13 protein-coding genes are annotated in these 16,264 nt (G+C 69.7%); 8 read left to right on the top strand and 5 right to left on the bottom strand.

Features of this window, described 5'->3' with window-relative positions; genetic code table 11:
- Window positions 1-94: 94 nt before the first annotated feature.
- On the bottom strand, window positions 95-466 hold the full coding sequence (locus HG543_RS28470; protein ID WP_169348032.1) for a hypothetical protein: 372 nt from the start codon (window positions 464-466) through the stop codon (window positions 95-97).
- Window positions 467-517: 51 nt separating this feature from the next.
- On the opposite strand from HG543_RS28470, the gene HG543_RS28465 reads away from it, so the two are divergent.
- The 5 genes from HG543_RS28465 to HG543_RS28445 all read left to right on the top strand — a co-directional run bounded on the left by HG543_RS28465 (window position 518) and on the right by HG543_RS28445 (window position 9,692).
- Window positions 518-1,087, top strand: coding sequence for a hypothetical protein (locus HG543_RS28465; RefSeq protein ID WP_169348031.1), 570 nt, complete (start codon window positions 518-520; stop codon window positions 1,085-1,087).
- 4 nt (window positions 1,088-1,091) lie between these two features.
- Complete coding sequence (locus HG543_RS28460; protein ID WP_169348030.1) at window positions 1,092-1,859, top strand: SMI1/KNR4 family protein; 768 nt, start codon at window positions 1,092-1,094, stop codon at window positions 1,857-1,859.
- Window positions 1,860-1,879: 20 nt separating this feature from the next.
- Window positions 1,880-3,172 (top strand): HEAT repeat domain-containing protein, encoded by a 1,293-nt coding sequence (locus HG543_RS28455; protein ID WP_169348029.1) that lies wholly within the window; start codon window positions 1,880-1,882, stop codon window positions 3,170-3,172.
- 150 nt (window positions 3,173-3,322) lie between these two features.
- Complete coding sequence (locus HG543_RS28450) at window positions 3,323-4,165, top strand: hypothetical protein (RefSeq protein WP_169348028.1); 843 nt, start codon at window positions 3,323-3,325, stop codon at window positions 4,163-4,165.
- Between the two features lie 262 nt (window positions 4,166-4,427).
- On the top strand, window positions 4,428-9,692 hold the full coding sequence (locus HG543_RS28445) for an HYR domain-containing protein (protein WP_169348027.1): 5,265 nt from the start codon (window positions 4,428-4,430) through the stop codon (window positions 9,690-9,692).
- Window positions 9,693-9,713: 21 nt separating this feature from the next.
- On the opposite strand, the gene HG543_RS28440 is transcribed toward HG543_RS28445, so the two are convergent.
- The 3 genes from HG543_RS28440 to HG543_RS28430 form a co-directional block, all read right to left on the bottom strand.
- A complete protein-coding gene (locus HG543_RS28440; protein WP_169348026.1) occupies window positions 9,714-11,270 on the bottom strand; it encodes an FAD-binding oxidoreductase in 1,557 nt (518 codons plus the stop codon).
- Between the two features lie 197 nt (window positions 11,271-11,467).
- Window positions 11,468-12,229, bottom strand: coding sequence for a hypothetical protein (locus tag HG543_RS28435; RefSeq protein WP_169348025.1), 762 nt, complete (start codon window positions 12,227-12,229; stop codon window positions 11,468-11,470).
- 37 nt (window positions 12,230-12,266) lie between these two features.
- A complete protein-coding gene (locus tag HG543_RS28430) occupies window positions 12,267-13,253 on the bottom strand; it encodes a GlxA family transcriptional regulator (protein WP_246357367.1) in 987 nt (328 codons plus the stop codon).
- A 64-nt stretch (window positions 13,254-13,317) separates the two neighbouring features.
- Here HG543_RS28430 and HG543_RS28425 point away from each other — a divergent pair, with 64 nt between their 5' ends.
- From HG543_RS28425 to HG543_RS28415, 3 genes are all read left to right on the top strand, one after another.
- On the top strand, window positions 13,318-14,136 hold the full coding sequence (locus HG543_RS28425) for a dienelactone hydrolase family protein (protein WP_169348024.1): 819 nt from the start codon (window positions 13,318-13,320) through the stop codon (window positions 14,134-14,136).
- Between the two features lie 153 nt (window positions 14,137-14,289).
- A complete protein-coding gene (locus tag HG543_RS28420) occupies window positions 14,290-15,495 on the top strand; it encodes a beta propeller repeat protein (protein ID WP_211194229.1) in 1,206 nt (401 codons plus the stop codon).
- A gap of 18 nt (window positions 15,496-15,513) precedes the next feature.
- Window positions 15,514-15,771 (top strand): MoaD/ThiS family protein, encoded by a 258-nt coding sequence (locus HG543_RS28415; protein WP_169348023.1) that lies wholly within the window; start codon window positions 15,514-15,516, stop codon window positions 15,769-15,771.
- Between the two features lie 226 nt (window positions 15,772-15,997).
- Here HG543_RS28415 and HG543_RS28410 read toward each other — a convergent pair.
- Window positions 15,998-16,264: FG-GAP repeat domain-containing protein (locus tag HG543_RS28410; protein WP_169348022.1), on the bottom strand; the 267-nt coding region annotated here is incomplete at its 5' end.

Here is a 16,264-nt window from a genome sequence, read left to right as displayed (position 1 = left end):
CAGGACTCTCAAGCGACGAAGTAGGGGGGCAGCCATTCCCAACAAGGCGCGCCACGCAGAAGCCACCCGTGGCGCGCCGGTCAGCGGCGAGGACCTACCGAACCTCGGGGACGAGCCACATGTCGTGGTACCCGCCGTTCCCTTCAGTGGGACTCACGCTGACGTACCAGAGGCCCGGCTCGGGCCTCCAGATCCCGCAGCGCGTCTGGGTCCCTGGCGTCGAGACGCATTCATGCTCGGTAGCTGTCAGCGGGTTACTCCTCCTGGCAGCGACAGTGACGCCGCCGTAGGGGAGCCAGGCATCGGTTCCGAGCCTCACATCGAGTTGCTCGCTTCCCTCCGGAACCATGAACTTGTAGGTCTGGACGGTGGCTGATGAGCCGGACACACCCCGCCACATGTCTACGGTCAGGAGCACAGGAATGCCGACGGCGGCCGCGGGACCGACCACCTCATCCATGAGCATGCGACGACCAAGGCCAACACCCTTCTGCTCGTGAAGGAACTGGAGACCCGGATGGCGCAGCTGAAGGAGCAGGGTGGGGATACCAAGGCCTTGTCCACGCAGATTCGGACGCTCAGCGGACAGATTGGCAAGACGCGCGTGCTCCGGAAGGGAGGCGGCTTCATGATTGGCGTCCTGGTGTGCCGGTGCGGCACCGAAATCCACGCCGCGATGTCGGGGACGGAAACGGATGGCTTCAGGGCCGCGGTGCAGTCCCTGGGCTGGAAGCTGGCCGGCCCCGTCACCTCCCCCCTCGTGAATGCCATGGGCCCGATTCCCGCCGACGAGGAACAACGGCTGAGGAACCTGAGCACCACGCTGCCAGGAAAGAACAACAACCCCTTCGGCGTCTGCGCGGCCCCCAAGCTGATTCAGTCCATGCAGAAGGCCGGCCACAGGCCCCACCTCATGACCGAGCAGTTCTACTCCCCCACGGATTCCCAGAAGAAGGTCCGGGTGCGCTACCGGAGGAACGGGAAGACGGTCAAACATCAGTTCCGTGATGGAGACACGGTCCCCTCCTGCCGGACCTGCCAGAGCGCCGTCCCCTGCCTGCTGTGCGGGGAGCGCCCGTGCCCTTGAAACCATGAGGAACCAGGAACCCATGCTCCAGGACTTCTTCACCCTCGTCGAGCGGTATGACCCGGGCTATTCCCGGAAGGTCCGGGGCGCCAGCCCGGAGGAGATCGCTGACCTCGAGGAGCTCGCCGGACAGCCCCTCTCCGAGTGTCACCGTGAATTCCTCGCCCGCATGGGCAGGAACATGGGCGGGCTCGAGGTCGAGGGCGTCGACTTCCACATCGAACGCATCACGGAGTTCTACAGGAGCGGAGAATGGACTCCGCCTCCGGGCTACATCCTCCTCGCCATTCAGGAGGACGACCCTCAGATGGACTACTACCTGGAGTGCCCCCGGCCGGGCGCCAGGGACTGTCCTGTCGTGCGGTTCCCAAGCATGGGGGAGTTCTCGAAGGAGACCTATTTCTACCCGCTGGACCCCTCGCTGAGTGACTTCCTCCTCGCCCTCGCTTTCTCCGAGAAGCGGATGGAGGCGCTCGAGCATCAGCGGCTGCTCACCCCGTCCACGGGGCACAGACAGCAGGAGCCGAACATCCTCTCCACTCCCGCCGCGCTGCTCCGTGTGCTCGAGGAGCGCGCTCTGCGCCTGGGCTTCAAGCGCGTGGCCAGGTCCAGCGGCGCCTACCGCTTCTATGAGTCCCCGGATGCCGCCCTCTATGCGCGCCTGGATGATGAGGGCGGGCTCCGGGGCGTGACGGTCGGCGCATCGAAGGTGCGCGAACTCGAACGCATCAGCGACATCCTCTCCAACGGAACCTCCCTGGTCATTTCTTGAGTCATTCCCCAGGGCACTTCATGGCTCGCTCGCTGCTGGAGTCCCCCTCCGCCCCGGAATTCCCTCGGGAGTTCCAGGAGCGGCACCTTTCGGAGCTGGCCTTCCTGCTCACCCAGCGTCGGCGCCAACTGCATGACGCGGGGGTGGAGTGGCCCGACCTCGAGCCGCTGGAGGTCCGCATCCTCCGGCATGTGGAAGCCATGCAGGCCAGTGGTGACGTGGCGGCCGCATGCGCCCGGGAGGCGCTCGATGCGGTCGCCGAGGACGAGCTGACCGCGGGCATCCATGCCCTCGTGTCCATCGGCGATGGCCTCACCGAGGTGATGGAGCGCATGGCTGTGGCGGACGCCTCGCTGTTGCCGTGCTTCACCGAGGCCCTTCTCCTGGCGCAGCCTCCGAGGCTCACCGAGGCGCTCGGAGCCCTGCTGTCCACCCCACGCCCGGAGGTGAGGGCCACCGCCGCGCGCATCCTCGGACAGCGCCACGAGGGTGGGGCCGCGCTGCTCCTGCCGCTGCTCGATGATGCCGAGCTGGAGGTTCGCGCCGCCGCGGCACTCGCGGTGTCAGAGCTGGGGCACCGACCCGCGCTTGCCCTGCTGGAGCGGAAGCTGTCTCAGTCCCCCGCCGATGAACTGGATGCCTGGGCCCTCGCCTCCCTGCGGTTCGGTTCAGCCCGCGCGTTGCAGGCCTGCCGTCAGGCGGCTCGGGCCATGGGTGCCATTCCTCCGAGGGTTCCCTGGCTCCTCGCCCTGGCTGGAGATGCGCAGGACTTCGGCACGCTCAGCCGACTCTGCCCGCAACCAGGAATGACGGTGACGGTGCTGGAGGCACTTGGCATCCTGGGAGCGCCTGCATCCGTGCCGCTGCTCCTGGAGCACCTGAGCCACGATGAAGCCGGCGTCCGCGCAGCGGCGGCCGAGGCACTGACGCTCATGACGGGCGCGGGACTGGTGGAGAGGGTCCGGGTTCCAGATGAGGACGCCGGGGATGCGGAGGCAGAGGAGGACACCGGGAGAGAGGTGACGCAGGCGAGCACCGATGCCGCCGCCTGGGACGGGTGGTGGGAGGCACATCGCACCCGCCTGGAAGGGGCTTCGCGGCTGCGGCTCGGCCAACCCTACAGCCCACGGTCCAGCTTGGAAGAGCTGGCTCACCCACGGAGCCCGTTCAAGGCGCGAGCCCGTGCGGCGCTGGAACTGGACGTCCGTTCCGGACAGCCCACCGGCTTCCAACCGGACTGGCCTGTCCAGCGCCAGTGCCAGTCCCTCGCGCGATGGCAGCGCGAGTGGGCGGAGCGCCCGGGCATGCGCTGAGTCGGGCCAGCGTCAGTCCATGGGGCTTCTCACCGAGGACCGGGGGTTCCAACGGCTGCGAGGCGAGACTGACCTTTGCGCGAACGGGGCCTCTCGGCCGCCCAGGGGCGACCTGACGCTGGCAGCCACTCCCAGCGCGAAGGAGACGTGATGAGCAAGGGTTACCTGGTGCTGTTCATGGACCTGCCGAATGGCTCCCTGGGCGCCGCCTTTTCTTCGGCGGGCAAGGGCTCCGTGGACCTGTCGAACAACTTCCTGGGACGGCCGGAGATTGGCTACTACGAGACCGAGCTGCCCCCCGGGACGTACGCGCGGCTGAAGCAGCTGCATGGCGCGGTCGACTTCGGCGCCATGCCGGTGACCACCGAGCTGCCGCCCGACACGAAAACGCTGTCGGTGGGCGAGAGCCCCGACGGAGAGGACATCGACACGCGGACGTTCCCCCTCCATGCCGTCCCGGATGCCCTGGAGCCTCTGCTGAACGAGATGCGCAAGGCCGCCGAGCACATGCTGGCGCGGCCTCTCCGGGTGCTGCGGGGAGAAGGCGCGCCCTCCTCGCCACGCTTCCCCCTGGAGAAGCCCGTCTCCTTCGAGGTCACGCTCCGCAACGTGGGGACCCAGGCCATCGAGACGGAGAACCCCTTCGTTCCCCACGCTCCGGACCGCACCAACCTCCGGCTGCTCGTGTTGAAGGACAAGCCGGCCGAGCAGCTCCGGGAGGGCGACTCCCTGTGGATGGAGTTGGGAATGGAGAACGTGCACCCGCCGGAGGGCCAGAAGCCTCCCGAGGGCCGGCGCCTCACGCTGAAGCCCGGCGCGGAGCTGCGCTTCGTGGTCCGCAAGAAGCTGCTGAGCGCCCCCGGCGCCTACCGCGCCGCGCTGACCTACTTCACCTCGCGCGGCCAGCGGGGCCTGGAGACGATGGAAGGCCAGCTGACCCTGGACCTGGGCCGCTTAGAGGTGGTCCAGGCCCCTCCGAACCCCCAGCCCTGAAAGCCGCGCCATGCTCGGACCGCATCGCCGAGGCAAGGGCCATCCTGGAGGACACGGCCAAGGGCGAAGGCTTCGTCGCCTTTGGCGCGGGGCAGGGCATTCACCCGCGAAGGATGATGGGCCGCAGACGCGGACCGTGGGGAGGCGCACGGTCCCGGGTCGACTCCGACCTGAAGAACCGAAGCTCGCGCTTCGCCTATACTCGCGGCCTCTCCACCGCACGTTCGCGAAGGAACCAATGGCCTCGCGCCATGGCCCCTGCATGTCTCGTCACTCCGTGTTGCCCGTCTTCGTCGCCGCGCTCGGCTGCGTGGCCCTGCTCGTCACCGCCTGCTCCCCCACCCAGGAAGCGCCGGTGGAGCAGCCCACCGAGCCCCCTGCCGCCGTCGACGTCTCGCCGCCCTTCGACGTCCAGGCCGTCATCCGCCGGGTAGGGCAGTCCTTCCGGACCACGCAGGAGTCCTTCACGGGCGAGCAGGAGACCTACTCCGTCCACGTCGGCAAGGACGGGACGTTCCGCTTCTCCCCGCGCCACTGGCCGGAGATCCCGGAAGCGGCGCGGCACTCCGCCCGAGAGGAGCCCACCGGTCCGGCGCGCAAGCGCGAGCCGCCCCCGTCCGTCACCGGCGCCCCGCTGGAGGTGCGGACCGTCTCTCTGTCACTGGGGGGACGGCCCCTGGCACGCCCGGTGCGGACCTCGGTGCGAGAAGACGGCGCGCTGGCGCTGGACCGCGGCCCGGTGGTGGAGGTGCTGAGCAACGGGGACCAGGGGCTGGAGCAGCGCTGGGAGCTGGCCTCCCGGCCCGAGGGCTCGGGCGACCTGGAGGTGCGGGTGGAGCTGTCGGGGCTCGAGTACGTGAGCTCCTCGGAGCAGGGGCACCACTACAGGGACCGGAAGTCGGGATTGGGCGTGAGCTATGGCAAGGCCACCTGGGTGGACGCGCACGGCGTGCGCACCGCGGTGGAGCCCGTGCGCGAGGGCGGCGTGCTGGTGATGCGCGTGCCGGCCCAGGTGCTGGAGGCCTCGGCCTGGCCCGCGGTGCTCGACCCGGTCATCTCCCCCGAAATCACCCCCGGCAACCGGGTCTCCGGTCCCCGCGGTGAGCTGACCTGGGAGCCCTCGGTGGCCTACGCCGGGGGCATGTACCTGGTGGTGTGGGAGAACCACACCGGGAGCAGCCGATCCATCCAGGCCACGCGCGTCCAGGCCTCCAATGGAGCCATCCTCGACCCCGGCGGCATCCCCGGGATGACCGGCACGACGACCCACCAGTACGCCCCCAACGTGTCCACCAATGGCACCGACTTCCTGGTGGTCTGGACCACCGTGGTCGCTTCCGGCAACTCCGACATCTACGGAATGCGCGTGAGTGCCTCGACGGGACGGCCGCTCGACGCCGCCCCCCTGCGCATCACCAACGTCCCGAACGACCAGAGCAGCCCGGTCGCCGCCTACGCGGGGGGCAACTACTTCGTGGCCTGGCAGGACGCCCGGAGCGGCACCACCACCGCCATCTACGGCGCGCGCGTGAGCGCCTCGTCGGGCGCGGTGTTGGACTCCTCGGGCCGCCTCATCTTCAGCACCCCGGAGGGCATCAACTGGCCCTCCATCGCCTCGGATGGAACCCACCTCCTGGTGACCTGGACCCAGTACATGGGGGCGACCGGCGGGTCCGGTTACAACATCCACGGCGCACGCGTGCGGGGCTCGGACGGCACGGTGCTCGGCAACCTGAGCCTCTCCACGGCCCCAGGCGCCCAGCGTTACTCCACCGTCTCCTTCGTCGGGGGCCACTTCCTCGTGGTGTGGAGCGACGCTCGGGCGGTCGCCTCCGGGTCCGAGGTCTATGGCACGCGGGTGCGGGCCTCGGATGGCGAGGTGCTCGACCCGCAGGGCCTTCCCCTCCTGACGGGCACCGAGACCCAGCCCTATGACATCCGGGTCACCGTGGGCGCCACCGCGAGCCACTTCCTGCTCATCTGGGAACAGGTCGTGGGCGCGGGTCCGAACCATGTGCTCCAGGGCCTTCGCATCGGAACGGATGGCGTGATGCTCGACGCCACCCCGGTGCCCCTCTCCGAGGAGACCCCGACGACGACCCTGACGCCCGCCGTGGGGTTCGACGGGAGCAACCTCCTGGTGCTCTGGCGGGGCGTCCGCGACAACCGCCACGGCATCTACGGCAACCGGGTGCGGGCCTCGGACCTGACGAGGCTCGACACCACCCCTCCGCTGCTCGTGGGCGGCCAGCTCGCAACCGTGAAGTCGCCCGTCGTGGCCGCGGGCAGGGACCACTATCTGGTGGTGTGGACGGACGCTCGCGACCGCGAGGGCCAGGGCGACGTCTACGGCACCCGGGTGCGCGCCACGGATGGCGTGGTGCTCGACCCGCAGGGCCTCGCCATCGGGACTGGCCCCGGCCTCCAAAGCGCGCCCTCGGTGGCGTTCGACGGAAGCAGGTTCCTGGTGGTGTGGGAGGACGACCGGAACAGCACTTCGTCGGTCAGGGACATCTACGGGGCGTGGGTGAGGGAGTCGGATGGCGGGGTGTCCGAGGGCTCCGGCTTCGTGGTCTCCAACGCGGCCAGGAACCAGCGGGCGCCGAAGGTGGCCTTTGGCGAAGGGATGTACCTCGTGGTGTGGGAGGACGCACGAGGCGCGGACATCGACATGTATGGCACCCGGATCCGGGCCTCGGACGGCACCCTCCTGGAGCCGTCGGGCTTCATCGTGGGGGGCGCCATCCGCGCCCAGACGCGCGCCTCCGTCGCCTACGGTGCCGGCGTCTTCCTGGTGGCCTGGGAGGACAGGCGTACGCCCACCTTCTATCCCAACATCTACGCGGCCCGGGTACGCGCCTCGGATGGCGGGGTGCTCGACAGCGAGGGGACGCTCATGCTCTCCACCACGGGCAGGCAGGAGTACCCGGCCGTGGCGTTCGACGGGAGCAACTTCCTGACGGTGTGGCGGACCGAGCGCCCCACGGGAGGCGTGGACCTCTACGGGACGCGGGTGAGCCCCTTGGATGGCGGGGTGCTCGACAACCGTGTGCTGTACACGGGCGTTGGCGCCTTCCAGACCTTCCCGGGCCTGGGCTTCGACGGCAGCACCTACCTGCTGGTGTGTTGGGACAGCCGCGGTGGCATCAACCGGTTCGACGGCGTGCGCATCCGGCCGGATGGCACCCTCGTGGACACGACGCCCTTCCTCATCGCCAGCATGCCCGATTACATGGGGAACCCGGCGGTGCCTTCGGTGGCCGCGTGGGGACGCGGCAGGTTCCTGGTCGCGTATGAGGCGCACGACACGGTGTCCGGGACGCCTCGCGCGGTGATGCGGCGGGTGTCGGAGCCGGAGAACGGCTCGAGGTGCGCGAGCGCCACGGACTGCACGAGCGGCCACTGCGTCGCCGGGGTCTGCTGTAACAGTGCGTGCACGGACGGAACGTGCGGCTCGGGAACCTGTGTCTCCCCGCCGCCCCACATCACCTGCCCGGCGGACACGGTGGCCGAGGCCACCAGCGCCTCCGGGGCCCACGTCCACTACCCGGCCGCGAGCGCCACGGGCTCCGCCCCGTTGTCGGTGGCCTACAGCCAGGCTTCCGACACGAGCTTCCCCCTGGGCACCACCCCTGTCACCGCCACCGTGACCGATGGCCTGGGCCGTACGGACGCCTGTTCCTTCGACGTCATCGTTCAGGACACCACGCCTCCCACGCTGACGTGTCCCCTGGACTTCAGCGTGGACGCGACGAGCACCACGGGCGCCACCGTCAGCTATCCGCCCATGACGACCTCGGATGCGGTGTCCGACGTGAAGGTGAGCGCCAGCCCCGAGTCCGGTTCGCACTTCGACGTGGGCATCACCCCGGTCCGCGTGAGTGCCACGGACGATGCGGGAAACACCGCCTCGTGCGGCTTCGAGGTCACCGTGAGCATGCCTCCCGCCCCGGAAATCACCTGCCCTGCGGATGCGGTGGCCGAGGCCACCAGCGGCGCGGGGGCGGCCGTCGACTATCTCCCCGCCACCGCCACCGGCTCCGCGCCGCTCTCGGTGGCCTACAGCCAGCAGGCCGGGACGCGCTTCGGCCTGGGCACCACTCCCGTCACGGCGACCGTGACGGATGGCCTGGGCCGCACCGCGTCCTGCGGTTTCCGCGTGACGGTGCGCGACACCACCGCCCCCTCCCTGACGTGTGGAGCGGATGTGGTGGCCGAGGCCACGAGCGCACATGGCGCCGCCGTGAGCCCTCCGCTGCCCTCGGCCACGGACGCCGTCACCTCCACCCCCACCGTGTCGGCGAGCCCCGCGGGCGGTAGCACCTTCCCGATGGGTGTCACCCCGGTCACCGTCACCGCCACGGACGACGCGGGCAACTCCGCCACCTGCACCTTCCGCGTCATCGTGCGCGACTCCACGGCGCCCACCCTCACGTGTCCCCAGGACGTGACGGCGGAGGCGACGAGCGCGGAGGGTGCCGTCGTCGACTACCTGCCCGCCACGGCCTCGGATGGTGTGTCCTCGCCGAGGCTGCGCGCGAGTCAGGTCTCCGGAAGTCGCTTCGCCCTGGGCCGCACGGACGTCTCCGTCACCGCCACGGACGACGCGGGCAATGCGTCTTCGTGCGTCTTCTCCATCACCGTGCGCGACTCCATGCCTCCGGCCCTCACCTGCGGGACAGACCTCGTGGCGGAGGCAACCGGACCGGAGGGCGCACTCGTGGAGTTTCCCCAGCCCACGGCCACCGATGCCGTCACCGCCCAGCCGCTCCTCACCGCCAGCCACCCGTCGGGAGGCCTCTTCCCGCGGGGCACCACCCGCGTCACCGTGACGGCCACGGACTCGGCCAGCAACGCCAGCACGTGCGCCTTCACCGTCACCGTGCGGGACACCACGCCGCCGCAGGTGGGCTGCCCTGGCTCCCTCACCGTGGAAGCGGAGAGCGCGGCCGGTGCCCAGGTCGTCTTCTCCGTCCCCGCGCCGCGTGACGACGTGACGCGCTCGCCCACCGTGTCGAGCAGCCACGCTCCCGGCAGCCTCTTCCCACCCGGCACCACCGCCGTCGTCCTGTCCGCCGCGGACGAGGAGGGCAACACCGGCTCCTGCACCTTCAGCGTCACCGTGCGGGACACCACGCCGCCCGTCCTCACCTGCCCGGCGGATGTCCGGGTGACGAACGCTTCCCCCCAGGGAGTCGCCGTGGAGTACCCGCCCGCCACCGCCTCGGATACGGCGTCCACGCCGGAGCTGGGCTACAGCCACGCCACGGGAGGCGTCTTCCCCGTGGGAACCACCCAGGTGACGGCCACGGCCAGGGATGGCTCGGGCAATAGCGCCACCTGCTCCTTCCAGGTGCACGTGGAGCCGCGCATCCCGGTGGCCGTCCCGGACGATGACCCGGACCTGGGATGGGGGTGTGGAGCGAGCAGCGGCACCCCCGGGGGCCTCGGGTGGAGTGGGCTGATGGTGCTCGCATGGGTCGCTGCCCGGCGCCGCCGCGGCGGATCGCTGGCGAAAGTATCGTGATGGTTCGCCGTGCGCCGGCTCCTACCGGGCGGGTTCCGGCGCCTTCGTCAGCAAGGGGATGCTCTGCTCGAAGTCGAAGACATTGTCCGGGTCCACGCGGGTCTTGATGTCGCGGAGCCGCTGCACGTTGTCGCCGTAGTACATGCCCAGGAACTTCTGGTGCGCCTTGTCCGTGCCAGGCGTGGACAGGCTCAGGTCCACGAAGTTGACGTACGTCCCGTGGGTGTGAGGCAGCAGCGCGTCGCGCAGCCCCTGCGACCACCGCGCGCACTGAGCCCCCACCAGCGAGCCGGTCTTCCAGGCGCCCACGAACTCCAGGATGAACCGGGCCTTCCGATGGAAGAAGGCGGTGTCTCCGGGCGCCTTGTCCGCGAAGGCCCCACCGAAGCTCTGCATCCACAGGGAGCACTGCCTGCTCGGCGCCGTGTCGAGGAACCGCACGAGGGTCTTCAGCGCCTCCTCCGGCAGGCTCTCGTACGCGAAGGCGCCCGTCGTCTTGTAGGGGTGCGGCGGGCCGTCGAAGCTCGCGAAGAACTCCGTGGTCTCACAGAAGCTCTTGCGCTCCACCCGCGGATAGCCCTCCAGCGGCTTCACGGCCCGGGCCCAGGGCTCGAGCAGGTGCTGTAGTGCCTCGGGGCTTCCGAGGTACAGGCCCTCGGCATGGACTTCCATGGGGTTGCTGCCCGCGTCCATGGTGCCCCGCGTCTCGAAGGTCAGCTGGCAGGTGAGATTCCGGTCCGTCTCCGGCGCCCACTTCTGCCAGTAGCGCATGACCTCGATGAACTGCTCGTAGCGCCAGCGCATCTCGAAGACGGTCAGCTCCGGGACGCGGTGGAGCCTGAACGTGTATGCCGTGACGATGCCGAAGTTGCCCCCGCCCCCGCCGCGCAGCGCCCAGAACAGCTCCCCGTCCAGCCCCTGAGAACTCTCGCTGACCACGGCGAGCTCTCCGGAAGGTTTGACGAGCTGGATGCTCACGATGTTGTCCAGGGTCAACCCGAAGGCGCGGCTCATCATGCCGATGCCGCCGCCCTGGGCGACGCCAGAGACTCCCACGGTAGGCGCGGTGCCCGCGGGAAAGACGAACCCCAGCGCACCGACCCGCTGGTAGATGTCCTCCTGCCGCATCCCCGCGCCGACGAGGGCATGGAACTCTCCGTCGCGTTCGAGCAGCTTGAACTGCTTGAGCCGGCTCACGTCGATGATGAGGCCATCGTCCATGAGCGACAGCTCTTCGTAGCTGTGTCGCCCGCCGCGCACACGGAACGCAAGCTGTCGCTGGCGCGCGAAGTGGTACGTGACGCTCACGTGCTCGGAACTGGCGCAGAAGGCGATGGCGGCGGGGTAGCGGGCAACGCGAGTGTTGTAGTTCTTCCGCGCCTGGGCGTACGCCGCGTCGTCCCTCGTGACGACCTCGATGCCGACGTCCCGCAGCGGGGCCCAATCCGTGTCCAGCGGCGAGGCGCCCTCGGTGACCTGGTTCGGGGACAGGGCATTGCCCCTGAGGGTTTCGGCTGGAGACGACGGAGTGGACGGGACGAGCTGCCCATCCTTCACATGGGACGGAGAGTGAGACATGGCCGTTTCCTGGGAGTGCAAGGGGAAGCCCAGGGCTCCACAGCAAGCCGCATACCCGCGCCGCTGACACAGGGACATCGCGGAAGGCCCTGCCTGGCGGCGTCCTGGCAGCACGCGCCTGCGTTCTGGCGGACGCAGCGCCCTGGCCAGCCGCGGGGAGGTCCGTCATCACCCCTTCGCGAGCTGGGGAGGGAGGACTACTCGACGACGAAGGTCGTGTGGTCCACCCCGGCGTTGCCGGTGGCGGGGTCGAACGCCGTCACGGTGACCTCATAAGCGCCCTTCTGCTGGACGGGCACCTCGGCCTCGAAGGTGCTGGTCTTCCCGGCGTACTTCAGCGGCACCTGGGTGAGCGCCTTGCCATTGAGCTTCACCGTGGCCTGGAGCTCGTACCGGCTGGAGTCCCAGAGTCCCTTCGGCTCGGTGGGGCAGCCGCACATGAGGACGAGGTTGGCGCGGAGGGGGACGGTGAGCTTCTTGTCGCCCGTGAGCTGGAGGAACGTGTGCGCTGAGGGGGCCAGCACGTCCACCACGAAGCCGGGCAGCTCGAGGATGACGCCATCCCCCTCGACGTGTTTGCCGGGAATCATCCAGAGCTGGGTGGAGCTGGTGGCGAGCGCCTGCCGCTGCGCGAGCGGCCCGGACACCTCCACCGTCACCCACCGCGGCTCGACGAGGTCCACCGTGGCCGTGAACTTCGCGGACGCCTCATCCGCGAGCGCCGCCCCCCGGGCTTGAGGCTGCTTCATCAACGTCTGGGTGTTGCCGGTGGAGCCCGCGGTGACGCCGCTGGCCAGCACCTCGCCCGTCTGCGCATCCCGGAGCACCACCCGCACGCCGCCCATCGAAGTCCCGATGAACTTGCCATCGCGGGCACGTGCCCTCACCACCAACCGGGTCTCGGTCGCCAGGGCCGCCGTGGAGAACAACAACAGACACCAGGCAATGAGGTTCCGCATGACTCGCTCCTGTTCGAGAAGTCCAGGACGGAGCCACTTAGCACCACGAGCGCCTGCGAGACAGCCGAGGAGGCCCACCGCCGAGCCTCTTCAACAGTCGTCGAAGGGTTCCCGCATCCTGGTAGCCGACCTCCGCGGCGACGTCGTCGACACTCAGGTGGGTCGATTGGAGCAGCGTCTGGGCACGCCGCAGCTTGACGCTGTGAACGAGCGCGAGGGTACTCCGGCCCGTCGCGCGCCGCACGTGGCGAGACAAGGTCCGCTCCGTCATGCCCAGGCCCGAGGCCAGCTCGGCGACACCCGGCGGATTCGGGAACCGCGTCTCGATGGCCGAGGTGATGCGAGCAATCAAGGCGTCTCCATTCGCGAGGAGCTCCGGCGCGATGAACTTCGCCTGCGCCTGCCTGCCGTCGAGCAGCATCGTGCGCGCGAGCAGGTCCACCAGACGCGCCCCGCAGCGCTCCCGGAGAAGGTGCAGCATGAGGTCGGTCTGCGCGAAGGCCGCTCCGGCCGTGATGACGGGTCCATCCGCACAGACCATCGCGTCCGCATCGACGATGCACTCCCGCTCCATCTCCGCGAGCAGGCCCGCGAGCCACCAGGTGGTGGTGGCCCGGCGGCGACTCAACACCCCCGCTTGCCGCAGCAGGAAGACGGCGGCGCATGAGGCGGCGACGCGCCCTCCGCGGGAGACATGACGGGCAATGGCCCTGGAGAGCTTCAAGGCGTCCGGTCGAGCAAGGCGCTCGCGCACGGCGGCGGCATGGGTCGTCGCGAGGCCGGGGATGACCCAGGTCGTCCGGTCATCGCGGGCCATCGCTCGCAGGCGTGAAGTCTCGAGGCCCACGCCCCCGGAGAGCCGGACGTAGCCACCGTCGGCTGAACACACCTCGAAGCGCAGCGACTTTGCCCCCAGCGCACGCGCTGCCCGAAGCATGTCGAGGGTCGCCGTGACGCCCGTCGCGAAGGCGTCCTCCATGACGATGAGGGTGAAGGCCATGATGTCCGAATCTGCCTGAAACATGTCGTTTCCGACACTGGCGACAGCGTACGGAGCGGTGGTCTGTTCCGGGCAGGAGGGAGCGGCCATGCGCAATCTGGAAGAGGACGACACGCTGGAGGATTTCCAGCACCGCGAAGTCACGCTGCTGGAGGAAACGCGGAAGGTCTACACGGCCGGAGCCGGCCCCGCGGTCATCGTGCTGGCGGAGATGCCGGGCATCAGCCCTCGCGTGGCGCGCTTTGCCCGCTGGGTTCGGGAGGCCGGCTTCACCGTGTGGATGCCGAGCCTCTTCGGCCGTGACGGCGCCGTGCCCACCGCGAAAGAGGGAAGGGCCATCTTCCAGCGCGCATGCATCAGCAAGGAGTTCCGAGCGTTGGCCGCGAATGAGTCGAGCCCCATCACGGCCTGGCTGCGGGCGCTCGCCGCGCACGCGCACGCGGAATGCGGCGGCCGGGGTGTGGGCGCGATTGGCATGTGCTTCACCGGCGGCTTCGCGCTGTCGATGATGCTGGAGAAGGCGGTGCTGGCGCCGGTGATGTCACAGCCGTCACTCCCGCTCGAAGAACCCGCGGGAATGGACATCGCCCCCGAGGAACTGGAGCGCGTGCGGCAGCGACTGGTGGACGAAGACCTCACCGTCCTCGCCTATCGGTTCGAGGGCGACGCCTTCTGCCGGGCGGAGCGCTTCGCCGCGTACCAGCGAGCGCTCGGGGACCGCTTCGTCGCGCGCGTGCTGCCTGACAGCGCCGCGGGCCCGAAGTCCGAGCGCCCCGACGACTTCTTCCGATGGATTCCCACGCCTCACAGCGTCCTGACCGTCCATCTCGTCGACGAGGAGGGCCAGCCCACCGCCGCCGCGAGAGACGAGGTCCTGGCGTTCTTCCGGCGGCGGCTCCCGGCGTGATTCGAGCAGCGGAGGCACAGTCACCTCGCTCTCGAAGGCGCACTGCGCCAACACCTCGAAGCGAACAATGCCTGGGGCACGGGCCGCCGGGCCGGTGGTGGTAGGCTGCGGCGCATTTGACTCGAGCACCGCGTACTGGAGGAGCAGCGCGTCATGGGAATCACCCGGAAGCTCGCAGCGCGTTTGACGAAGCCCAAGGCGGCGCCCGAGCGTGCTCCACGGCGCGGTGCACGAGGCCGCGTGCTGGTGCTCGTCGCGACGCGCAAGGGCGCGTGGCTGTACCATGGCGATGCCAGGCGGCGGACGTGGCGCGTGGACGGTCCGCACTTCCTTGGCCACATCATCAGCCATCTCATGCTCGACCCGCGCGATGGCCGCACGCTCCTGGCGGCGGCGAAGACGGGACACCTCGGGCCCACCGTCTTCCGCTCCACGGACTTCGGGCGCACGTGGAAGGAGGCGGCGCGTCCGCCGGCCTTCGCGAAGGCGCCGGAAGGCGAGAAGGGGCGCGTCGTCGACCACACCTTCTGGCTGACGCCCGGCCACGCGAGCGAGCCGAACGCCTGGTACGCGGGAACGTCGCCGCAGGGGCTCTTCCGCTCCGAGGACGGCGGCGTCAACTGGGAGCCTGTGTCCGGGCTCAACGACGACCCGCAGTACCGGACGTGGATGGGCGGCGAGCAGGACGGCACGCCGGACGGGCCGAAGCTGCACTCCGTCATCGTCGACCCGCGAGACGCCTCGCACCTCTACATGGCCATGTCGAGTGGCGGCGTACACGAGTCGCTGGACGCGGGCAGGACCTGGGCGCCCATCGTGCGAGGCCTCGAGGTCGTCGAAGGCTTCGATGCTGAGAACGTGGGCTTCCACGACCCGCACTGCGTGCGCCTGTGTCCCAGCAACCCCGACCGGCTCTACCAGCAGAACCACTGTGGCATCTATCGCCTCGACCGGCCGTCGAACGAGTGGACGCGCATCGGGAGGAACATGCCCCGGCGCGTCGGGGACATCGGCTTCCCGATGGTGGTGCACCCGCGCGATGCGGACACGGCGTGGGTGCTCCCCATGGACGGCACGACGGTGTGGCCCCGCACCTGCCCGGATGGCAAGCCCTCCGTGTACGTCACGCGCAACGGCGGCAAGCGCTGGCAGCGCCAGGACTCGGGGTTCCCGGAGAGTCAGTCCTGGTGGACGGTGAAGCGCCAGGCGATGTGCGCCGACGTGCTGGACCCGGTCGGCCTGTACTTCGGCACCACGAGCGGTGAGCTGTGGGGCAGCCGCGACGAAGGCGAGCGGTGGGCGTGTCTGGCGCGGAACCTCCCTGAAATCTACGCGGTGGAGGCCACCGCGCTGGCCTGAGCCATCGGTGAGAGCGTCATGAAAGTGCTGATTCCCACTCCGCTCCTCTCGTACACGCGCACGCGCGAGGTCGAGGCCGAAGGCGGCACGCTCTCGGAGCTGCTCGCCGACCTCGACCGTCGCTACCCGGGCCTGCGCTTCCGCATCGTCAACGAGCAGGACGGGATGCGCCCACACATGCGCTTCTTCGTGAACGGCGAGCAGGTGTTCGACCTGGAGCGCGCGCTGCGCCCGACGGATGCCGTGCAGCTCGTCCAGGCGCTCAGCGGCGGGTGAACCGCCGTGCAGCGATTTCCTATGTCTCCATCTGGGTTCCGGAGGAGCTTCAGTCGTCCCAAGTCGCCTTCGACATGAAGCGAAGCGCCGTGTCCGAGCCCTGGACCTCGCACCTGCCCGGCGCCGGCTTCTTTCCGCGGGTCTGGGGCAGGCGCCGCATCGCCCTCTGTTGCGATGCGGCGCCTGATTCGAAGCCCGTCATCCCGGGCCCTGGCCCTCACGTCACTCAGCGGCCACAGCGCGTCGCCAGGATGCGGACCGAGTCATTGGCCCCCTGCGCCACGGCCACGTCCGCGCGGCCGTCCCCGTTGAAGTCCGCCAGTGCGAGGCCCGAGGGCGGGACCGCGAGGGTGAAGTCCCACCGCTCGGAGAACCCGCCGGTGCTGGCGCCCTGGAACACGCTCACGACCTGAGCGACGCCGCTCGAGACGACGACGTCCTGCCGCCCATCCCCATCCAGGTCCGTCAGCGCCAGCGCACGGGCGATGCTCCT

This window comes from Pyxidicoccus fallax, assembly GCF_012933655.1.
Taxonomy (GTDB): domain Bacteria; phylum Myxococcota; class Myxococcia; order Myxococcales; family Myxococcaceae; genus Myxococcus; species Myxococcus fallax.
This window is presented reverse-complemented; position numbering and strand designations above follow the sequence as displayed.